Annotated in this window: 18 protein-coding genes; 12 read left to right on the top strand and 6 right to left on the bottom strand. The window is 62.2% G+C overall.

All coding sequences use genetic code 11. The features are described from left to right. Positions 1 to 457 precede the first annotated feature (457 nt). A complete protein-coding gene (locus HBO05_RS27660) occupies positions 458 to 1,540 on the top strand; it encodes a serine hydrolase (RefSeq protein ID WP_170058360.1) in 1,083 nt (360 codons plus the stop codon). Beyond that, the gene (locus HBO05_RS27655; RefSeq protein ID WP_169955534.1) at positions 1,537 to 1,848 is read left to right on the top strand and encodes an amidase; all 312 of its coding nucleotides are present in this window, start codon (positions 1,537 to 1,539) and stop codon (positions 1,846 to 1,848) included. The genes HBO05_RS27660 and HBO05_RS27655 overlap by 4 nt, the downstream gene beginning before the upstream one ends. Positions 1,849 to 2,015: 167 nt before the next feature. Here the strand turns inward: HBO05_RS27655 and HBO05_RS27650 are convergent, their stop codons facing one another. Beyond that, positions 2,016 to 2,465, bottom strand: a complete 450-nt coding sequence (locus HBO05_RS27650) for a hypothetical protein (protein ID WP_172314806.1) — start codon at positions 2,463 to 2,465, stop codon at positions 2,016 to 2,018. A 444-nt stretch (positions 2,466 to 2,909) separates the two neighbouring features. Here HBO05_RS27650 and HBO05_RS27645 point away from each other — a divergent pair, with 444 nt between their 5' ends. The 6 genes from HBO05_RS27645 (at position 2,910) to HBO05_RS27620 (ending at position 9,651) form a co-directional block, all read left to right on the top strand. Continuing rightward, positions 2,910 to 4,085 carry a M20 aminoacylase family protein gene (locus HBO05_RS27645; RefSeq protein ID WP_172314804.1) on the top strand — a complete coding sequence of 392 codons (1,176 nt, stop codon included), beginning with the start codon at positions 2,910 to 2,912 and terminating at the stop codon, positions 4,083 to 4,085. Positions 4,086 to 4,143: 58 nt separating this feature from the next. After that, entirely contained in the window at positions 4,144 to 5,454 is a 1,311-nt protein-coding gene (locus HBO05_RS27640; RefSeq protein ID WP_169955537.1) for a citrate-proton symporter, read from the top strand. Then, a complete protein-coding gene (locus tag HBO05_RS27635) occupies positions 5,451 to 6,887 on the top strand; it encodes an amidase (RefSeq protein WP_170058363.1) in 1,437 nt (478 codons plus the stop codon). The genes HBO05_RS27640 and HBO05_RS27635 overlap by 4 nt, the downstream gene beginning before the upstream one ends. A gap of 55 nt (positions 6,888 to 6,942) precedes the next feature. After that, positions 6,943 to 7,713: an IclR family transcriptional regulator gene (locus HBO05_RS27630; protein ID WP_169955539.1), complete on the top strand. Its 771-nt coding sequence runs from the start codon at positions 6,943 to 6,945 to the stop codon at positions 7,711 to 7,713. Between the two features lie 188 nt (positions 7,714 to 7,901). Further along, a complete protein-coding gene (locus HBO05_RS27625; RefSeq protein WP_169956797.1) occupies positions 7,902 to 8,492 on the top strand; it encodes a YceI family protein in 591 nt (196 codons plus the stop codon). A 1-nt stretch (position 8,493) separates the two neighbouring features. Then, the gene (locus HBO05_RS27620; RefSeq protein ID WP_169956795.1) at positions 8,494 to 9,651 is read left to right on the top strand and encodes a phosphatidylserine/phosphatidylglycerophosphate/cardiolipin synthase family protein; all 1,158 of its coding nucleotides are present in this window, start codon (positions 8,494 to 8,496) and stop codon (positions 9,649 to 9,651) included. 128 nt (positions 9,652 to 9,779) lie between these two features. Here the strand turns inward: HBO05_RS27620 and bglX are convergent, their stop codons facing one another. Continuing rightward, positions 9,780 to 12,071 carry a beta-glucosidase BglX gene (bglX, locus tag HBO05_RS27615; protein WP_172314802.1) on the bottom strand — a complete coding sequence of 764 codons (2,292 nt, stop codon included), beginning with the start codon at positions 12,069 to 12,071 and terminating at the stop codon, positions 9,780 to 9,782. 257 nt (positions 12,072 to 12,328) lie between these two features. On the opposite strand from bglX, the gene HBO05_RS27610 reads away from it, so the two are divergent. The 4 genes from HBO05_RS27610 (at position 12,329) to HBO05_RS27595 (ending at position 15,670) form a co-directional block, all read left to right on the top strand. Continuing rightward, positions 12,329 to 12,937, top strand: a complete 609-nt coding sequence (locus HBO05_RS27610) for a LemA family protein (protein ID WP_029297013.1) — start codon at positions 12,329 to 12,331, stop codon at positions 12,935 to 12,937. Beyond that, positions 12,937 to 13,662, top strand: coding sequence for a YgcG family protein (locus tag HBO05_RS27605; protein ID WP_169956791.1), 726 nt, complete (start codon positions 12,937 to 12,939; stop codon positions 13,660 to 13,662). Before HBO05_RS27610 ends, HBO05_RS27605 begins: the two co-directional genes overlap by 1 nt. A 28-nt stretch (positions 13,663 to 13,690) precedes the next feature. Then, positions 13,691 to 14,308, top strand: coding sequence for a TPM domain-containing protein (locus tag HBO05_RS27600; RefSeq protein ID WP_169956789.1), 618 nt, complete (start codon positions 13,691 to 13,693; stop codon positions 14,306 to 14,308). A 144-nt stretch (positions 14,309 to 14,452) separates the two neighbouring features. Further along, complete coding sequence (locus tag HBO05_RS27595) at positions 14,453 to 15,670, top strand: SAM-dependent methyltransferase (RefSeq protein WP_172314800.1); 1,218 nt, start codon at positions 14,453 to 14,455, stop codon at positions 15,668 to 15,670. A gap of 105 nt (positions 15,671 to 15,775) precedes the next feature. On the opposite strand, the gene HBO05_RS27590 is transcribed toward HBO05_RS27595, so the two are convergent. From HBO05_RS27590 to HBO05_RS27575, 4 genes are all read right to left on the bottom strand, one after another. Further along, positions 15,776 to 16,675, bottom strand: a complete 900-nt coding sequence (locus tag HBO05_RS27590; RefSeq protein WP_172314798.1) for a DMT family transporter — start codon at positions 16,673 to 16,675, stop codon at positions 15,776 to 15,778. A 106-nt stretch (positions 16,676 to 16,781) separates the two neighbouring features. Further along, positions 16,782 to 19,349 carry a TonB-dependent receptor gene (locus HBO05_RS27585; RefSeq protein ID WP_172314796.1) on the bottom strand — a complete coding sequence of 856 codons (2,568 nt, stop codon included), beginning with the start codon at positions 19,347 to 19,349 and terminating at the stop codon, positions 16,782 to 16,784. Between the two features lie 118 nt (positions 19,350 to 19,467). Next, positions 19,468 to 20,436, bottom strand: a complete 969-nt coding sequence (locus HBO05_RS27580) for a FecR domain-containing protein (protein WP_172314794.1) — start codon at positions 20,434 to 20,436, stop codon at positions 19,468 to 19,470. Then, the gene (locus HBO05_RS27575; RefSeq protein ID WP_170058366.1) at positions 20,433 to 20,972 is read right to left on the bottom strand and encodes an RNA polymerase sigma factor; all 540 of its coding nucleotides are present in this window, start codon (positions 20,970 to 20,972) and stop codon (positions 20,433 to 20,435) included. Before HBO05_RS27575 ends, HBO05_RS27580 begins: the two co-directional genes overlap by 4 nt. Positions 20,973 to 21,070 lie beyond the last annotated feature (98 nt).

Raw genomic sequence — 21,070 nt, 5'->3', positions numbered from 1 at the left:
TTGCTGTTGCTCTGTTTTTGATCTGGCTTTTGATCTCAGGCGCCCCGTTAAACCACGATGGCCGCAGGCAGGTATTGCGCAGTGGGCACCCCGGCATGGATGCCGGGGTAGCCGCGACACGGCCATGGATGGCCGATCGCGGCGGGCCCACGGAGCAATGCCTGACTGCGGGCATGCCGAGCCTAGGCGAGGTGCCGAGTGGTGGGGCAAGAGCGTTTTGCTTACTTTTGCGCTCTACAAAAGTGAGCCGCCGTAAGGGCGGAACCAATAGCCGCCGTAACCGCAAAAACGGATATGTTCACCACCCCAAGAACCACGAAAGAGTTGTGTAGATACCTATGGCCATCGCGGGCAAGCCCGCCCCCACAGGAGCTATATAGTGGCTCCCAGGCCTGTCGCCAAACCGTCATTTATCTGCATTAGGCTCGCGGGCCTGAATGCCCCCGAGTGCTAGTCCATGGTCAAAGGCCTGTTGTGCGTCGCCTTGCTGCTGTTCACCGCTACCGCACATGCCCAGGCCTGGCCGGTGCGGGAGTGGTCCCTGGGCCCACAGTTGGCCGGTCCCGCCGTCAAGGCGCTGGAGGACTATGCGTTCCCGGCCCGCAATGACATCACCCGCGAAGGCATCCGCACCGACGCACTGTTGGTGATCCGCGACGGCGAAGTCATTTATGAACGCTACGCCGCACCCACTAGCGCAAGCACGCCGCACCTGACCTGGTCCATCAGCAAGAGCCTGCTGGCCACGGTGCTTGGCGTTGCCTACGGCGAAAACCGCTTCAAGCTCAGCGACCCGGTCGCGCGCTTTTATCCACCGATGAAACAGCACCCGAACATCACCCTGGCGCACCTGCTGAACTGGACCTCGGGCCTGGACTGGCAGGAAGACTACGAATACGCGCCGCTGAAATCCTCGGTGGTGGCCATGCTCTACACCCGTGGCCGTGCCGACATGGCAGAGTTTGCCGCCGACACCCACGCCTTCAGCGCTGCGGGCCAGGCGTTTCGCTACTCCAGCGGCGACAGCAATCTGGCGTCCGCCGCCCTCAAGGGCATGCTCGGCCACAAGGCTTATGTCGATTACCCGTGGACCGCGCTGTTCACGCCCCTGGGCATTCGCAGCGCCACCTGGGAAAGCGACGCCAATGAAACCTTTGTTGCCTCGTCCTATGCCTATATGACCGCCCGCGACCTGGCACGAATTGGCTTGTTGATGGCGCGGGACGGGCGCTGGGGCGAGCGGCAGTTGCTACCCAAGGCCTGGGTCGACTTCAATCGCCAACCCCTGGCGCAGTACATCGCGGGTCAGGACGAAGCGGTGCCCGGCGGCCACTGGTGGCTCAACCGTCAAGTGCAGGGCGCAGCCCGACCCTGGCCGGATGCGCCCGACGATACCTTCGCGGCCCTGGGTCACTGGGGCCAGGCGTTGTATGTGTTGCCCGAGGCAAGGCTGGTGATCGTGCGCTATGGCGATGACCGCGACGGCAGCTACCGCCACAACGAACTGCTCAAGCGCGTGCTCGCGGCGGTGCAACCATGATCCGGCGCCGTCCGTTTATCAGCCTGTTTCTCCTGCTGTTGCTCGCCTTGCTGGGGTGGGCCTGGCATGAGCGCGTCAACCTGCAAGCGTTCCCCGACATCATCGCGGCGTATACGGCCAAGGAGTATTGCTCGTGTCGGTATGTGGCGGGCAATCCTGCTGACTATTGCCTGGGGTATGTGAAGCAGTACGTGCCGACCAGTGCGTTGGTCGACACGCCGGAACGCAGTGAAGTGACGGCGAGTGGGTTGGGGCGCACGCATACGGCGCGGTGGATAGGGGAACGGCAGGGGTGTCGATTGTTGTGATGTTTAGCTCACCACTGCGCAAGGTAAAGAACTGCAGGCTCGGCGCTGACCAACAGCCAAGGGAAGCAGATTGGCGGACAGGATCGTAAATCGATGATGTGATTGTCCGATAGAAGGTTCTCAATATCGGTCATAAACCCGCACTTCCAAATATGTGATGTGGTGATTTACCTGACAGGCATGAGCAACTTGGTTTGTGAGTTTGAAAAGCCGCAGTAAGTGTCTATTACCGTAAACTTTCCGTGATAGTCACTTGCACGGATGGGGATTTTGTAAGTGTAGGTGTATTTGGTGGAAGAGATTAGTGTGAACTCTGGATGAAGCACTGGGGCAGGGGTTTCCATTTCCACACTAGGTACTTTTGATTTAGAAAGGTCAAAAGTGGCGGTGCCGCCTGCGGGTAAGGGATTTGGAAACGCAATATCGATGCTGATGGGTTTTTTGGTATCTACCATCTTATCGCTGCCATCGGGGTTTTTTAGCGGGGTGTCGCTGATACCTTTGGCGACCTGGATGTTGTCGTAACATTTCGGGTCTAGTGCTGCATTGGCGTTTGTGATTGCAGTCAAAACTACGAAGCAAGCCAATAGGCATTTTTCTGTGCTGAAGTTTTTCATGATGATTTTTCCTAGGTGTGGGTTGTGATGTTGTGGCTCGAAGGTAGTTTTATTTTTTTGTGCGTATTTTGAATACTGTGAAAAGTGACAGTTTTTTATATTGTTTTTTTGTTTTCTCTTGCGCCTTTAGAGTTTTTTGCTTGAGAGATTTGGATAACTTTCCTCCACGTGCCCATCGCTCCTGGTTGTTTGGTGCCCAGAACTCATGGTGTAGATGTTGCTACGTGAATAAACTGACTCTTTATCACTCTGATAGGCGATTCCGCAGTGAGGGATAAGCCTGTTGGGGGCACTTCGTACTTCAGTTCAAGCAAGCGTGCTCACCTATTGCCACAAGGTTCCACAGGGTGGAACCACCTTTGATTGTCCTCGCCCGCCCATCGCGGTTATCTGTGGCGGTGCCACAAAAAAGAACGGGAATACCCGCCTGCGAGGAGAGTCACCATGCGCCCACACCAGCACATCCTGGATTGGCTGAGCGATGTCGCCAGCGACCTGTACGCCGTACGCCAGGACATCCACGCCCACCCTGAACTTGGGTTCGAAGAAAACCGCACCTCGGCCCTGGTCGCCCAATCCCTGAAGAACTGGGGGTTTGAAGTACATACCGGCATCGGCCACACCGGCGTGGTGGGCGTGCTGCGCAATGGCAGCAGCCCGCGTACCCTGGGGATTCGCGCCGACATGGACGCCTTGCCGATTATTGAAAACACCGGCGTCGCCTACAGCAGCCAGCACGCCGGCTGCATGCATGCCTGCGGTCACGACGGTCACACCGCCATGCTGCTGGGCGCCGCGCGTTACCTGGCGGCGACGCGCCGGTTCGACGGCACCCTCAACCTGATTTTCCAGCCGGCCGAAGAAGGCCAGGGCGGCGCTGAAGCGATGCTCGCCGATGGCTTGCTGGAGCGCTTCCCCTGTGACGCCCTGTTCGGCATGCACAACATGCCCGGCTTGCCCGCCGGCCACCTGGGCCTGCGGACCGGGCCGATGATGGCTTCCCAGGACCTGCTCACCGTGACCCTCGAAGGCGTCGGCGGCCACGGTTCCATGCCGCACCTGAGCGTGGACCCGCTGGTGGCCGCCGCCAGTACGGTGATGGCCTTGCAGACGGTGGTCGCGCGCAACATCAATGCCCAGGAAGCGGCGGTAGTCACGGTCGGCGCCCTGCAAGCAGGGCAGGCCGCCAACGTGATTCCCCAGCAGGCGATCCTGCGCCTGAGCCTGCGCGCCCTCAATGCGCCGGTGCGCGAGCAGATGCTGGAGCGGGTCAAGGCGATCATCCAGACCCAGGCCGCCAGCTTTGGCTGCACCGCGCAGATCCAACACCGCCCGGCCTATCCGGTGCTGGTCAACCATGCCGATGAAACCGAGTTCGCCCGCCAGGTCGGCGTTGCCTTGCTCGGTGAAGCGGCGGTTGACGCCAACACGCCCAAGCTGATGGGCAGCGAAGACTTCGCCTGGATGCTCCAACGCTGCCCCGGCAGCTACCTGTTTATCGGCAACGGCGTGTCGCGGCCGATGGTCCACAACCCCGCCTATGACTTCAACGACGAGATCCTGCTGACCGGTGCCGCCTACTGGGGCGCCCTGGCCGAGAGCTGGCTCAAGCCGGCCTGACCACCTGCCTTTTTCCTGCCGCTGGACCTTTCCTCAACAGGTTGAATGGAGTGTTCTCATGCAGACTTCAATAAAAGGCGTGTCCCGCACCCGGCAAGTGGTAGCGGCGGTGGTCGGCAACGCGCTGGAGTGGTACGACTTCATCGTCTACGGCTTTCTGGCCAGCATCATCGCCCGGCAGTTTTTCCCCTCGGATGATGAATACGCGTCGCTACTGATGGCCCTGGCCACCTTCGGCGTGGGCTTTTTCATGCGCCCGGTGGGCGGCATCCTGCTCGGTATGTATGCCGACCGCAAAGGCCGCAAGGCCGCCATGCAGTTGATTATCCGCTTGATGACCGTGTCTATCGCACTGATCGTGTTTGCGCCCAACTACGCTGCCATCGGCATGGGCGCGCCGCTGTTGATCGTGGTGGCGCGGATGCTCCAGGGTTTTGCCACCGGCGGCGAATATGCCAGCGCCACGGCGTTCCTGGTGGAAAGCGCACCGGCTCATCGCAAGGGCCTGTACGGCTCCTGGCAATTGGTCGGGCAGTGTTTGGCAGTGTTTGGTGGCGCGGCGATGGTGGCGTTGGTCACCCATTTTTTCTCCCCAGAGACCCTCGACCTGTGGGGCTGGCGCCTGCCGTTTGTGTTCGGCCTGCTGATCGGCCCGGTGGGCTTGTGGATTCGCCGGCACATGGAAGACCCCGAGGAATTTATCGAAGCACGCAAACAGGCCACCGGCCCGGCGCCGAGCCTGATGACAGTGCTGCGTGAGCATCGGCGCAGCATTCTGGTGAGCATGGGCCTGGCCTGTGGTGCGACGGTGTCGTTCTACGTGGTGCTGGTGAATATGCCGACCTTTGCCCACAAGAACCTCGGCCTGCCTCTGGACCAGGTGTTGATGGTGCAGATGTTCGCCGTGGCGCTGATGACCGTGGTCATCCCTTTGTCGGGCCTGCTCTCTGACCGATTGGGCCGGCGGCCGGTGCTGATGGCCTTCACCCTGGCGTTTTTCGTGATGGTTTATCCGCTGTATGTATGGGTCGCGGCGGCGCCGTCCATCGAGCGCTTGCTGGTGATGCAGGTGATGCTGTGCATCGCCATCGGCGGCTTCTTCGGCCCGGCGCCGACGGCCCTGGCCGAGCAGTTTCCCATCGAGGTGCGCTCCACCGGCGTGTCGGTGGCCTACAACGTGGCGGTGATGCTGTTCGGCGGTTTTGCCCCGCTGATTGTGACGTGGCTGAGCAAGGTGTTGGAGACACCGGTAGCTCCGGCGTTTTATGTGCTGTTCGCTTGCGTCCTGACGCTGCTGGGCACTTACTGCATGCATGAGGCGCCAAGGGCTGCAGCGCCGGCGCGGTTTGCCAAGGGGGTGAAACCTTGAACATCGTTGAACTGGATGCGCTGGAGCTGTCCCAGGCGATCCATGCCCGGCAGGTGTCCTGCCACGAAGTGATGCAGGCCTATCTGGCGCAGATCGCGCGCTTCAATCCATTGGTCAATGCCCTGGTGTCGCTGCGCGACGAAGCCGATGTGCTGGCCGAAGCCCGCGCCTGTGATCTTGAGCTCAAGCAGGGCCGTTCCCGCGGCTGGATGCACGGCATGCCCCAGGCCATCAAGGACCTGGCGGCGACCCAGGGCCTGCGCACCACCCTGGGTTCGCCACTGTTCGCCGAACAGATTCCCACTGAAGACGCGATCGCCGTGGCACGGGTGCGGGCCAGCGGCGCGATTATCATCGGCAAGAGCAACGTGCCGGAGTTCGGCCTCGGCTCGCAGACTTACAACCGGGTGTTCGGCACCACCGGCAATGCCTACGACCCGACCCTGGTCGCGGGCGGCAGCAGCGGCGGGGCGGCGGTGGCCCTGGCGCTGCGCATGCTGCCGGTGGCCGATGGCAGCGACATGATGGGCTCGCTGCGCAACCCGGCGGCGTTCAACAACGTATTCGGCCTGCGCCCGTCCCAGGGCCGCGTGCCCCATGGCCCGGCGCCGGAGGTGTTTGTCCAGCAATTGGCCACCGAAGGCCCGATGGGGCGCAGTGTGGCGGACGTGGCGCGGCTGTTGGGCACCCAGGCCGGTTATGACCCGCGGGTGCCGTTGTCGCTCAAGGACGACCCCAGCGTATTCGGCGCGCCGTTGGCCCGTGATTTCAAGGGCGCGCGTCTGGGTTGGCTGGGTGACTACAACGGCTATCTGCCGATGGACGACGGCGTAATGGCGCTGTGTGAATCGGCCCTCGGCGACTTCAGCGCGTTGGGTTGCGAGGTGGAAAGCTGCCAGCCGGATTTCTCCATGGAGCGCCTGTGGCAAACCTGGCTGGTCCATCGCCATTGGCTGGTGCAGGGCACGCTGGGGGCGGCGTATGCCGACCCGCAAAAACGTGCGTTGCTCAAGCCTGAAGCGCAGTGGGAAGTCGAGGGCGGCCTGGGCCTGAGGGCGGCGGATGTGTATCAGGCGTCGCTGGCGCGCAGTGACTGGTACCGCGCCCTGGCCAGGTTGTTCGAACGTTACGATTTCCTGCTGCTGCCCACGGCACAAGTGTTCCCTTTCGATGCACAACAGCCCTGGCCACGCGTCGTCGGGGGGCAGGCCATGGACACTTATCACCGCTGGATGGAGGTGGTGATCGGCCCCACATTGGCCGGCCTGCCGAGCATGAGTGTGCCGGTGGGCTTCAACCCGCAAGGCTTGCCCATGGGCCTGCAAATCATCGGCCCGGCCCAGGCGGATCGCGCGGTGCTGCAACTGGCGTACGCCCACGAACAACTGACGCACTGGGTGCAGCGTCGCCCTCCGGAATGCTTGAGCGGGTGACGGCCTGTATCTTGCTGTGAAATTCGCTCAACCATCAGCAACCGGGAGGTCAGCCATGGGCAGCAACGTCGACACAGGGACTGTGCGCTCCGTGGAGCGGGCACTGGCCATCATCGAGTTGCTCGGTGAGCACCAGGCCCTAGGGCTTGAGGAACTGCATTACCTGACACGCCTGCCCAAGGCCACGGTCTCGCGCATGCTGCTGACCCTACAAGAACAGGGCTGGATCTATCGCGGTCTGAGCGACCGGCGCTACCGCCTCAGCGCCCAGCGCTTGTTCGGCGATACCCAGCAACGCTTCAAGCGGCGCCTGGTGGAGTGCGCGGCGCCCTGGCTGCTGGAACTCAGCGAACGCACCGGGCTGGTGGCGGACTTGTCGAACTTTGACGGTGAACGCCTGGAAGTCATGGAAAGCGCGATCCCTACGGTGCTGCGCAAGCTGTACCCGAACAACTGCCAGATCGTTGGCCAGCATGCCAGCCTGTTTCATTCAGCCATGGGCAAGGCATGCCTGGCTGAACTTGCCGCAGAAGAAGTGCAGCGCCTGGCCAGCCGCGAGCATGTGGCGGCCGATGATCAATACCGCGCCTGCGAGCAATCCCAGCACCAGGGGTTTGGCCAGCGTACCGAAGGGTACTGGGAATACCCGGTGCGCCTGCCGTTCCTGATCCGCGCGGTGGCGCTGCCGGTGCGGGCCAATGGCCGATTGGTAGGGAGCATGGCGTTGCACTGGCCGATGCACCAGGCGCCGGTGGAGCGGGTGCTGAGTTTGCATCTGGCGAGCCTTGAGGCCACCGTGCAAGGCGTGCAGCAGGCACTGGCCTAAGGTGCAAGCTGGTTTGTGTGGGAGCGGGCTTGCTCGCGATAGCGGTGGGTCAGTCAAATATCTATTAACTGACCCACCGCTATCGCGAGCAAGCCCGCTCCCACAGTTAAATTGCCGGGACCGTTACATTGCGTGCAGCAGGCCGGCCAGTTAATGTTCGAGCAGGTTTTTCTGCGCGCGAGTGTTTAATGTTCAACACATCCATCCTCAAACCCCTGGCCCTCTTGCTGCTGGCCGCTGCCGCCATGCCCGCGCAGGCTGCGTGGTACCTGGATAACGAATCCTCACGGCTGTCGTTCGTCACCACCAAAAACACCGATATCTCCGAAGTCCAGCGCTTCTTGGTGCTGCATGGCAAGGTCGAAGAGAACGGCGCGGCGCAGTTGCAGGTTGAACTGGAGTCGGTCAACAGCGGCATCCCGCTGCGCGATGAGCGCATGCGCAACGACCTGTTCCAGATCAAGACCTACCCCGACGCGCTGATCAACGCGCAAATCAATCTGCAGCCGATCAACGACCTGGCTACCGGCGCACAACTGGAGTTGCGCCTGCCGCTGTCGGTCACCCTGCATGGCAAGACCCAGACCTACAACGCCGAACTGCTGGCAACGCGCCTGGACGACCGGCGGTTCCAGGTGGTGACCCTGGAACCACTGGTGCTGCACGCCAAGGATTTTGACTTGCTCACCGGTGTCGAGACTCTGCGCAAGGCCGCTGGCCTGGACGCGATCAGCCTGTCGGTGCCGGTGGGTGCGGTGCTGATTTTCACGGCGCGCTGACATGAGCGGCGCGGTGTTCCCCTGGCGCAGCGCCAACCGCTTCGAATTGCTGATCGACGGCCCGAATTTTTTCCCGCAGATGCTCGTGGCGATCGCCCGTGCCGAGCGCCAGGTAGAGCTTGAGCTGTATCTGGTGGAGGCGGGCGCCTGCGCCGAAGAGATGGTCAAGGCCCTGGTGCAGGCGGCCGAGCGCGGGGTGCAGGTGCGTTGCCTGTTCGATGACTACGGCAGCCTGGCATTTACCCTCAGCCTGCGGCGCCGCTTGCTCGAGGCCGGGGTGCAGTTGCGCTTTTACAATCGCCTGCGCTGGCGCCGCTGGATGCGCAACCTCTACCGCGACCACCGCAAGCTGTTGTTGGTCGACCAGAGCATCGCCGTGGTGGGCGGCACTGGGGTCACCGATGAGTTCTGGACCCCTGGGCAGGACACCTGTGAGTGGCACGAGGTCATGGTGCAAATCAGCGGTCCGCTGGTGCAGGACTGGCAAGCCCTGTTCGACCGCCAATGGCGGGTCAACGACCACCGTCGCGCCTGGAAGCCGGCGACGCATTTTGGCTTGCCGCGCCTGCCCAAAGTGCCGGCGACCGGCCCCGGCCTGGGGCGGGTGGCGTATGCCGACGCCGGCCAACACCGGGACATTTTGCAATCGCTGATCCGCGCCTTGAACAGCGGCCAGCGCCGTATCTGGCTGGCCACGCCGTACTTCCTGCCCACCTGGGGCGTACGCCGGGCCCTGCGCCGGGCGGCCGGGCGTGGTGTGGACGTGCGCCTGCTGCTCACCGGGCCGCGCACCGACCATCCTTCGGTGCGCTACGCCGGCCACCGCTACTACCCACGCCTGCTCAAGTCGGGGGTGAAGATCTTTGAATACCAGCCGTGTTTCCTGCACCTGAAGATGGTGCTGGTGGACGATTGGGTGAGCGTCGGCTCGTGCAATTTCGATCACTGGAACCTGCGCTTCAACCTGGAGGCCAACCTGGAAGCGCTGGACCCTGAGTTGACGCTGGCGGTGGCGGGCAGTTTCGAGCGTGATTTCGCCCAGAGCCAGGCGGTCAGCCTGGAGGCGTGGAAGGCCCGACCGTTGTGGCGGCGGGTCAAGCAGCGGGTGTGGGGGTGGATCGACCGCTTGGTGGTCAATCTGCTGGATCGAAGAGGTTAGGGAACACACCGCAATCAACTGTAGGAGCTGGCTTGCCAGCGATGGCAGCACCTCGGTGTAACTGATAGACCGAGGTGCCTGCAGCGCAGGCAAGCCAGCTACTACATTGACCGTGTTTACAGCTTCAATCAGAGCAGTTCAAAGCTCTGCTGCTGCACATCCTGGGAGTCCAGCCCGATCTGCACATTGAACTGGCCAGGTTCGGCGGCGAACTTGAGCTGGGTGTTGTAGAACTTCAAGTCATCCTCGGTAATGCTGAAGTGCACCACCTTCGATTCACCGGCCTTGAGCAGGATCTTCTGGAAGTTCTTGAGTTCCTTGATCGGGCGGATCATCGAGCCGGCCACGTCCTGGATGTACAGCTGCACCACGGTCTCGCCGTCGAGCTTGCCGGTGTTTTTCAGGGTGACGCTGGCGTCGAGCTTGCCGGTCTTGTTCAGGGTGGTGGACGACAGCGCCATGTCCGACAGGCTGAAACGGGTGTAGCTCAGGCCATAACCGAACGGATACAGGGGACCTGTGGTGTCGTCGAAGTACTGCGAGGTGTAGTTGCCCGGTTTGCCCGGGGTGAACGGCCGGCCAATGGTCAGGTGGTTGTAGTAGGTCGGAATCTGCCCCACGGAGCGTGGGAAGGTGATCGGCAGCTTGCCCGACGGGTTGTAGTCACCGAACAGCACATCGGCAATCGCGTTGCCGCCTTCGGTGCCGGCGAACCAGGTTTCCAGGATCGCGTCGGCTTGCTGGTGCTCTTCGAGGATCGACAGTGGCCGGCCGTTCATCAACACCAGCACCAGCGGCTTGCCCGTGGCTTTCAGGGCCTTGATCAGGTCGCGCTGGCTTTGCGGGATGTTCAGGTCGGTACGGCTCGAGGATTCGTGGGACATGCCACGGGACTCGCCCACGGCGGCCACCACCACATCGGCGCTTTTCGCGGCCTTGACCGCTTCGTCGATCAGCACCTGGGCCGAGCGCGGGTCATCCACCACTTCCGGGGCATCGAAGTTGAGGAAGTTCAGGTAGTCCACCACCGCCTTGTCACTGGTGATGTTGGCGCCACGGGCGTAGATCACCTGGCCCTTTTCGCCGATCACCGCGTTCATGCCGTCCAGCAGGGTCACCGATTGCGCGGGCTTACCGGCGGCGGCCCAACTGCCCATCATGTCGATGGGGGCCTTGGCCAGCGGGCCGACCAGGGCGATGGTCGCGGATTTCTTCAGCGGCAGGGTGTCGTTGTGGTTTTTCAGCAACACCAAGCTGCGCCGCGCGATGTCGCGGGCTTCGCTGCGGTGCAGGCGGCTTTCGGCATAGGTGTCGGCCGGATCATCCTCGGCCTTGCCGATACGCAGGTATGGGTCGGCAAACAGGCCCATGTCGTACTTGGCACCGAGCACTTCACGCACCGCGTTGTCGATGTCGCTTTGCTCGATCTCGCCGGATTTCAGCAGCCCTGGCAGTTCCTTGCCGTAGAGCTGGTCGTTCATGCTCATGTCGATGCCGGCCTTGATTGCCAGCTTGGCCGCTTCGCGACCGTCCTTGGCCACGCCGTGCTTGATCAGCTCGAAGATCGCACCGTGGTCGCTCACCGTCAGGCCCTTGAAGCCCCACTCCTTGCGCAACAGGTCGTTCATCAGCCAGGTGTTGGCGGTAGCAGGCACGCCGTTGATCGAGTTCAACGCCACCATCACCCCGCCGGCGCCGGCCTTGATTGCCGCGTGGTAGGGCGGCAGGTAGTCCTGGTACATCTTGACCGGGCTCATGTCGACCACGTTGTAGTCGCGCCCGCCTTCCACCGCGCCGTACAGGGCGAAGTGCTTGACGCTGGCCATGATGCTGTCGGCCTGGGCCGGGCTCGGGCCCTGGAAGGCCTTGACCATCACTTCACTGATGCGCGACACCAGGTAGGTGTCTTCGCCAAACCCTTCGGAGGTCCGACCCCAGCGCGCGTCGCGGGAAATATCGACCATCGGCGCGAAGGTGATGTCGAGGCTGTCGGCGGCGGCTTCCTTGGCGGCAATGCGCCCGGAGCGGCTGATGGCGTCCATGTCCCAGCTCGAGGCCAGGGCCAGGCTGATCGGGAAAATAGTGCGGTGGCCGTGGATCACGTCATAGGCGAAGAACATCGGGATCTTCAAGCGGCTGCGCATCGCCGCGTCCTGCATCGGACGGTTTTCCGGGCGGGTGATGGAGTTGAACGTGCCACCAATGCGCCCGGCGGCGATTTCCTTGCGGATCATCTCGCGCGGCATTTCCGGGCCGATGCTGATCAGGCGCAACTGGCCGATCTTTTCATCCAGGGTCATCTGCCCGAGCAGGTCGCTGACGAACGCGTCCTTGTCCTTAAGCGCAGCGGGCTTGGTCTCGGCAACGACGGATTGACTGGCCAGAGTGGCAACAAGGCCCAGCAAACACAGCTTTTTCATGAATATCCTTTTTCGGCGAACTGCGCAGTGTTCAGGTAAAAAACACGGCTCGGCCAAAATGTGGGGAGCGACTATTGTTGTTCGGGTGTTGTGTGGATAAATACCGCACACTTCTCAGCTCTTTATGAACTATCCATAAAGAAGGGCATCTTTTAGCTGATTGGCTCGCTGTAATCCAGTAGTGGCGGATTATGCCCCAAGCGCGTGATGTATAGGGTCAGTCGTCAAATTCCATAAGGTTGGTCAGGAGACACACCATGCAAGCAGCACAGACTATTCGATGGGGCTGGAAAGCCGCGGCCCTGCTACTGATCAGCAGCGTGCTGAGCGGTTGCGGCATCAACAAGATCCCGACCCTGGACGAACAGGTCAAGGCGGCCTGGGCCCAGGTGCAGAACCAGTATCAACGGCGTGCCGACCTGATCCCCAACCTGGTGGAAGTGGTCAAGGGCTATGCAGCCCATGAACAGGACACCCTCACCGCGGTGATCGAAGCGCGGGCCAAGGCGACCTCGATCCAGGTTGATGCCAGCACCCTCGACAACCCGGAAAAACTCAAGCAGTTCCAGCAGGCCCAGGAAGGCCTGAGCGGTGCTCTCAGCCGCCTGATGGTGGTGTCCGAGCGCTATCCGGACCTCAAGGCCAACCAGAACTTCCTGGCCCTGCAATCGCAGCTTGAAGGCACCGAAAACCGCATCAGCGTGGCCCGTCGCGACTTTATCGCCGCCGTGCAGGCCTTCAACACCGAGATCCGTACCTTCCCAGGCCGCCTGTGGCACAGCGTGATGTACAGCGATCTGCCGGTGCGCGCCAACTTCGAGGCCACCAGTGCCGATGCCGATAAAGCGCCGCAAGTGAAATTCTGATGACCTGGCGTGCTGGGTGGCTGGCGGCGCTGCTGCTGGCCTTTAGCCTGACTGCCCAGGCGGCGCCGGACTTCCCGGCGCTGACTGGGCGGGTGGTCGACAACGCGCAGATGATCGACCCGCCGGTGCGTGCGCAACTGAGCCAGCAATTGCAGGCGCTGGAGCAAACCAGCGGCGACCAGATCGTGGTCGTCACGGTGCCCGACCTGCAAGGCCTGCCCATTGAAGACTACGGTTATCAACTGGGCCGGCACTGGGGCATCGGCCAGAAGGGCAAGGACAACGGCGCGCTGTTGATCGTGGCCCGGGACGAGCGTCAGTTGCGCATCGAAGTGGGCTACGGCCTGGAGGGCGTGCTCACCGATGCGCAGTCGTGGGTGATCATCAACCAGGTGATTGCGCCCAAGTTCAAGGCGGGCAATTTTACCCAGGGCATCAGCGACGGCGTGGCGGCCATGATCCAGGTGGTCGGCGGCGAGCCGTTGGCGGTGCCGGCCCATGTGGCGGATCCCAACTTTGCCAAGGACAACCCGGTGTTTTCCATCGGCCTGTTCATCTTGTTGCTGGTGGTGTTGTGGCTGTGCAACCGCATGGGCCTGCCAGTGGGCGCCATCCTGCTGGCGATTCTCAGCAGCAGCGGGCGTGGCGGCGGTGGCGGCGGGGGCGGTGGCTTCAGGGGCGGCGGTGGCGGTTTTGGCGGCGGCGGGGCTTCGGGTGGCTGGTAATGACAATAACTAAAGAGCATCTACAACCATGGCTTTACTGACAGAACACGAGCAGCGCCAGGTCGCCGAAGCGATCGCCAGGGTCGAGCAACAGACCGACGCCGAACTGGTGACCGTACTCGCCGCCCGCGCCGACGACTACGCCTACATCCCGCTGCTGTGGGCCAGTGTGGTGGCGTTGGTGGTGCCGGGGATCGTGCATTACCTGTCGGGCTGGTTGACCATGCACACCTTGCTGCTGGCGCAATGGGCGACGTTCATTGTGCTGTGCCTGGTGTTCCGCCTGCCGGCCATCACCACTCGCCTGATCCCGCGCTCGGTGCGGCATTGGCGCGCATCGAACCTGGCGCGCCGGCAGTTCCTGGAGCAGAACCTGCACCACACCCTGGGCAGCACCGGGGTGTTGATTTTTGTCAGTGAGGCCGAGCGCTATGTGGAGATCCTGGTGGACGACGGGATTTCCAAGCGGCTGGATGACAGCAGTTGGGACGCTATCGTCAAGACGTTTACCCAGCAGGTGAAACAGGGGCAGACATTGGCGGGGTTTATCACATGCATTGAGGCCTGCGGCGAACTGCTCAAGGTGCATGTGCCCCAGACCCACACGCGCAATGAACTGCCCAACCGCCTGGTCGTCCTGAAATAACCTGTAGGAGCTGGCTTGTGTGGGAGCTGGCTCCTACACAAGCGGCATTTTCAATCGCATTGACCGTTGGGCAAATAACTCCGTGCCCTGGCGCGCCATCCCCCCTAAAATGCCCGGCATTCCCTGCCCGAGGCGTTTTTGTTCATGTCTGTCACCGCTAAACCTGCCAGCCCCGCGCCGGATCATCATGCCCAGTTCATCGAGTTGCTGCGCGCAAGCCTCGAGCAGAATGCCTTTATCAAGCTGGTGCTGGCCAAGTACGTGGGCGATGAGGTTGAGCTGCAACGCCTGATCATCAAGGCAGTGACGGTCAAGGAGCAGGCGTGCCTGTCCTTTGTCTATCGCTACAAGACCCGCGATATCACCAAGAACTTCGCCCTGGCAGACGGCGTCGCGACGATTGCCGCGCTGTTGCCGGCCTCGTTCAAGAACGCCCACCTGTTGTCGTTGACCGACGAAGCGCAGCTGGAATACAGCAAGAAGAACAAAAGCTCGCTGTTCAAAAGCAAACCCCAGCAGTTGCGTGAAGCGCCATCGGCCGAGCACAACCGTGAGAAAAACCGCTTCCTCGACCTTGGCCGGCCATTTCTCGCCGACCTGGGCGTGACCAACGCCAAGCACGAGCTGATCCCGGCGATGTCGCGCAAGTGGAAGCAGATCAACAAGTTCATCGAAGTGTTCAGCCACGCGCTGACCTCATCCCCCTTGCAACTGGACCGGCCGGTACGCGTCGCGGATTTTGGCTCGGGCAAGGGTTACCTGACGTTCGCCATCCACGACTACCTGCGCAACACCCTCAAGGCCGAAGGCCAGGTGACGGGCGTGGAGCTGCGCGAAGACATGGTGACCCTGTGCAACAACGCCGCCGCCCGCCTGGAGCACCCGGGGCTGGTGTTCAAGTGCGGTGACGTGCGCAGCGTGGCGCCCAGCGAGCTGGACGTGATGATCGCCCTGCATGCCTGCGACATCGCCACCGACTACGCGATCCATACCGGCATCCGCTCCGGGGCGTCGATCATCATGTGCTCGCCGTGCTGCCACAAACAGATCCGCTTGCAGATCCAGAGCCCGGCACTGCTCAAGCCGATGCTGCAATACGGCCTGCACCTGGGCCAGCAGGCCGAGATGGTCACCGACAGCTTGCGTGCGTTGTTCCTGGAGGCCTGCGGGTACGAAACCAAGGTGTTTGAATTCATCTCCCTGGACCACACCAACAAGAACAAGATGATCCTGGCCGTGAAGCGTGCCGAGCAGGTGGACAACGCTCAACTCCTGGAGAAAATCCAGGAGCTCAAGGCGTTCTACAACATCACCGAACACTGCCTGGAAACCCTGCTGCGGGCGGATGGTTACCTGGCCTGAGAATGACGCAAATCAAAATGTGGGAGCTGGCTTGCCTGCGATAGCATCACCTCGCTTTACCTGATACACCGAGGTGCCTGCATCGCAGGCAAGCCAGCTCCCACATCAGATCGTGCTCGCCTTGGAGACCGGTGCAGGCTGCACAGCCGTCTTGCGCCCCAACATCACCGTGACGATCACCCCGCAGGCGAACAGCCAAGTAATCGGCTCGATGTGCTCGCCAAAAAACAGCGCGGAAAAGGCGATGGTGAAAAAGATCTGCAACAGCTGGATCTGGCTGACCCGCGCGATCCCCCCCATGGCCAGCCCGGCATACCAGGCAAAGAACCCCAGGAACTGCGAGAACAGCGAGACGTAGCCAAACGCCCACCAGGTGCGCGCCGAGATTGCGCCTTCATGTTGCAGCGCCAGGTACGTCACCGGCCCGATCAATAGCGGCGTCGACAGCACCAGCGCCCAGCAGATCACCTGCCAGCCGCCCATCTCCTTGGCCAGTCGGCCGCCTTCGGCATACCCCAGGCCGCCCACGGCAATCGCCCCGAGCATCAGCAGGTCGCCAGCCTGGATGCTGCCGGCACCCGTGATCAACGCATAGCCGAGCACCAACGCGCTGCCCAGTGCCGCGCAGGCCCAGAAAGCTTTTGACGGACGCTCATGGGACAGCCACGCCGCATACAGCGCCACGCACAGCGGTTGCAGGCCGTTGACCAGGGCGCCATGGGAGGCGGGCAGGGTTTGCATGGCCCAGGCCGACAACACCGGGAAGCCGAGGATCACCCCGGCAATCACCAGCGCCAGGCCGCGCACCTGGCGCCAGGTCGGCCAGGCTTCGCGGTGCCAGAGCAACAGCAGGGCCGCCGGCACCGCCGCGAACAAGGCGCGGCCCAGGCCATTGAGCAACGGATGGATTTCCTGCACCACGATGCGGGTGAAGGGCAGGGTCAGGCTGAAGATGATGACGCCGAGCAGGCCGAGGGCCATGCCGGTGTTTTCGCGCGAATTCATGGGAGCAACCGGATTGAATGGGCAGGCAGGTGCTGCCCATCTAGCCACAAAGCCCGCAGGACGCGGGCTTACAGCTGGGTGCAGATTGAACCGTACAGTTGGGCGGTTAGAAGAAGCGGGTCACGCTGATCTTGGCGTTGCGCCCGACGCTGGTGGCGCTGTCGCCGCTCAAGGCTGGCATGTAGCTGCGGTTGAACAGGTTGTCGACGGTGAAGTTGACTTCAGTGCCCTTGAGGTACGCCTGTTGCGGCGTCCATTTGGCGAACAGGCCCTGGGTGTCGTAGCTGTCGTTGGCGTACTGGTCGTAAAACAGGTCGCCAAAGCCACTGTTCAGGCCGCTCGAATATTTGTCGCTGGGCAGGCGATCGGTCTTGCGCACGAACTGGCCTTGCCAGCCCACTTGTGCGTCCCAGGCGGGAATCTTGGTGCCAAGCACAGCGACCCACTTGGCCGGTGGAATGTCCCGGGCCCAGACGTGGATGTCGCTGGCCCACGGGTTGGTGTAAGGGTTTTCGCGTTTGCCGGTGGCCCACGAGTAGCTCAGGGAGCCGAACAGATAGGTCGAGTCGTAGTAGCCTTCGAGCTCGAAGCCCTTGATGGTCATGCTGCCGATGTTGCGGTAGTTGGCCTTTGACGCCATGTCGGTGCAGACATCGGCGATGGAGCCGACTTGGGAGTTTTGTTCCTTGCAGCCAATCCCGGTGGCCTTGAAGATCTCGTCTTCGATCTTGTTGTGGAACAACGTCGTACGCAGTTGCAGGCTGTCGCCGCTGGCCATCACGTTGGCAAAGCTGGTGACGTTACCCACGGTGATGGCAGTGATGCGTTCCGGGTCCAGATTGCGGCTGGTGGAGGTGCGGCTGCCCAGGCCCTGGACTTCGTATTGCTCGTCGATCACCGGGGCGCGCCAGGTGCGGCTCCAATTGGCGAACATCACCACGTCCGGGGTGACTTTCCAGAACGCTGCCAGGCGCGGCGACCAGCCGGCATAGGTGCGGTCGCTGTAGTCGTGGCCGTAGGCCGGGTCGGGGTTGCTGTAGTACGGCGCATCGTTGGCCTTGCCACGGTTGACCACGTGGTCATAACGCAGGGACGGGGTGATGGTCACGTCGCCCAGGGTCACCGCGTCCTGGATGTAGAACGCGTTGGTGTCGACTTTGCCGTGGGGCATGAAGGCCGGCTGGAAATGCCCGTAGTTGTATTTGGGCGTGTTGTAGGTTGCGCCGGGCATCCAGCTTTCTGTATCGCGGATGTGCTTGCGGATCTGTACGCCGGTCGTCAAGGCATGGTCCAGCGGGCCGCTGTTGAAGCGGCTGATGTTGCGCAGCTCCAGGATCTTGTCGGTGTAGGCGGTGTCCATCTTGCGCCCGCCGGTGGACAGACCGACGACGGCCGTGGCGTCGCGTTCGTCGGTCTGGTCGGTATTGGACTCCGAGTAGCTGAGCTTCATGTCGATCAGCGGGTTATCCAGGGGCTGGTATTCGTACTTGCCTGACCACGTGGTATCGACGGTGTGGCGGTTGGCCAGGAACCGTCTTACGGCCGCGTCGTAGCCATAGCGGTCGATATCGGTCTTGCGCGGTGGCGATGGGTAGCTTCTGGCCGAGAAAGGTGTCCAGCGTTCGCTGTTGGCCCGGGAGAAGGAGAAACCGAGGCTGTGCTCATCGGTCAGGTACATGTTCAGTTTGAACAGTTGACCGTCCACATCCTGGGCGCTGTTGGGCAGGCGCTGCGGGTTGATCGGGTATTCCTTGCTGTCATAGTCGCGCGCTGCGGCCAGCTTCATGTCGCCGCCGTCACGCTTGGTCAGGTAGGCCAGGGCGTCGATGCGCCCGTCATCGGTGCGGCCATACACGGCGCCGCTGTAGACCTGTTCGTGGTCGTTGCTGGCATAGCCGTACTTGAGCATCGCACCGCTGTTGCGCCCGTCCTTGAGCAGGTCCGGCGCATCCTTGGTGACCATGTTGACCGTACCGCCGAACCCGCCGTTACCGGTGAAGGCCGAGTGCGGGCCTTTTTCCACCTCGACGCTCTTGATCATCTCGGGCTCGATAAACACGGTGCCCTGCTGATAGCGCTCGAAACCGCTTTTGGTCGCGCCATCGACCGTCATCGGTACGTCTTCGGCCTCGCCCATCCCGCGAATATTGATGATCTGCCCGCCCGGTTTCATCGAGCCGCCCATGGTCACCCCCGGCAGCGTCTGCACCAGGCTGGCGATGTTGTTGGGCTGCAGGCGGTCGATATCGGCCTGGGACAGGGTGGAGCGGCCGACGGTGCTGGCGTCGACCTGGTTACCGGTACCGATCACGCTCAAGGCGTCCAACTGCACGCTGGCGCTGTTGGTGGTGCGGCTTTCCTCGGGGCGCACGACATAGGTGCTGCCTACTTTGATCAGAGTGAACTCGCCGGTCTTGAGCAGGGTGCGGATCGCCACTTCGGGGGTGAAATCACCGTTGAGCGCGGGCGCCTGGATATTCTTGAGCAGGTCTTCATCGAACAGCAGCTGGATTTTTGCCTGTTGCGCAACCTGGCTCAGGGACGTGGCCAAGGGTTGGGCCGGCAGTTGCAGGGTGAACGACTCGGCCTGGGCCGTGAGGCTGACGGTCAGGCAGGCGGCGATCAGTGTCGGTCGAACAAACAGGTGCTGGGCAAGGCAAGGCGCGCGAAACATGAAATCCCCCAAGGCGGCTAAATAGCCAAAAAAGGCATGCGTATCAAACGCAGACCGGAGGAAGACGCGGCAGGAAAAAAAATCCTCACATGCGAATGCAAAATATTCTCAAGTGGTGCTATTTGCGTGCTTCGATGCGGATCCTGCCGTCGGCCAGGGGCACGGTTTTCACCGGCAACAAGGCCGGCAGGGCATTGAGTAGCGCGTCCGGGTCATTCACATCGAGGTTGCCGGAAACCTTCAGTTGCGCCACCGGGCCATCGGCCAACACCACGGCCTTGGGCCGGTACAGGCTCAGCTCATCTAGCAGGCTGGCCAGTTCACGGTTGCGAAAGGACAGGTGCCCGCTGCGCCAGTCGGCGACTTCGCCAACGGCCAGGCTTTGTTGCTGCACGGAGCCCTTGGCGTAGTTGTAGGTTGCCCGCTGCTGGGCGCCGAGCATGACGGCGCTGGCTTTTTGGTCGGGGGCGAAGGCAACCATCCCGTGGGCCACGCTGACCACCAGCTGCTGCTGGCTGCGGCGCACATCAAACGCGGTGCCCACCACCCGCACATCGGCCTCGCCAGCGCGCACGAACAATGGCCGCTCCTTGTCGGGCGCCACCTCCACGTACAACTGGCCCTGGTCCAGATGGATCACGCGGCGATGGGCATCGAAGTCCACCCGCAACTGCGTGCTGGCGTTGACGTACAAGGTGCTGCCGTCCGGCAGGTCCAGGGTGCGCATGCCTCTGTCCTGTGCCGCGACCTCGGTGTGGTAGAGCCCGCGCGGGGCGCCCAGGTTACTGGCGAGCAAGGCGCAGACCAGCGCGGCCGCCACTGCCAGGGCGGGGCGCCAGGGCGCGGGCTGGCGCGTGGGCAAGGGCACGGGTTTATTCAGTTGCTGCAGTTCGCCAAGGTCGGTCCACAGCTGTTCGAATTCGGCGTAGGCGCGCGCATGGGCCGGCACGGCATGCCAGGTGGCGAAGGCCTTGCGCTCCTGCGTGCTGCTTGCGTTGCGATTGCGCGCAAACCAACTGGCAGCCTGGGCATCGATGGTGTCGTGCTCATCAATTTCGTGGCCGTCGCGGTTGCTCAAGCGGGTCATTCTGGCTGCTCCTTGCCCGGGTCTTTGTGAAGTCGCTGCTTGCAGTGCAGCAGGGCAAAGGCAATGTGCTTTTCCACCATGCTGATCGAAACGCCCATGCGCTCGGCAATCTGCGCCTGGCTCAGGCCTTCGAAGCGGTGCAGCATAAGGGCTTCTCGCCTGCGGGGCGAGAGTTCGGCGAGGACTTCTTTCAACTGTTCCAGGCGTTGGAGGCGCAGGGCGGCGGCCATAGGATCGTTTTGCTCGTCGGTGACAGGCTCGGCATCCCATTCGCCCTGTTCATGATGGACGCTGTGCCGCACCTTCTGTTTGCGCCAGTGGTCGCGCAGCAGGTTGCGCGCCATCTGAAACAAAAAGGCCCGTGGCTGCTCGACCTTGCTCCGGTCGCGGTAGTCCAGCCATTGGGTAAAGACATCCTGGGTCATGTCCGCCGCGTCGCTGGCGTTGTCCGTGCGTTTGCGCAGGTAATGCAGGATATCTGCATAAAACCCGCGAAAGGCGTCGGCCGACAACGGGTCGGGCTTGAAACGAGACATGGATATCCTTCTTGACGCAGCACGCTGCAGAAAAGTCGCGAATGATATCGAGAATTATTGCTATTTGTCTCCGTAAATTTAGCGATGCATGCATTCCC

Source organism: Pseudomonas sp. WS 5079 (assembly GCF_012985465.1).
Taxonomy (GTDB): Bacteria; Pseudomonadota; Gammaproteobacteria; order Pseudomonadales; family Pseudomonadaceae; genus Aquipseudomonas.
This window is presented reverse-complemented; position numbering and strand designations above follow the sequence as displayed.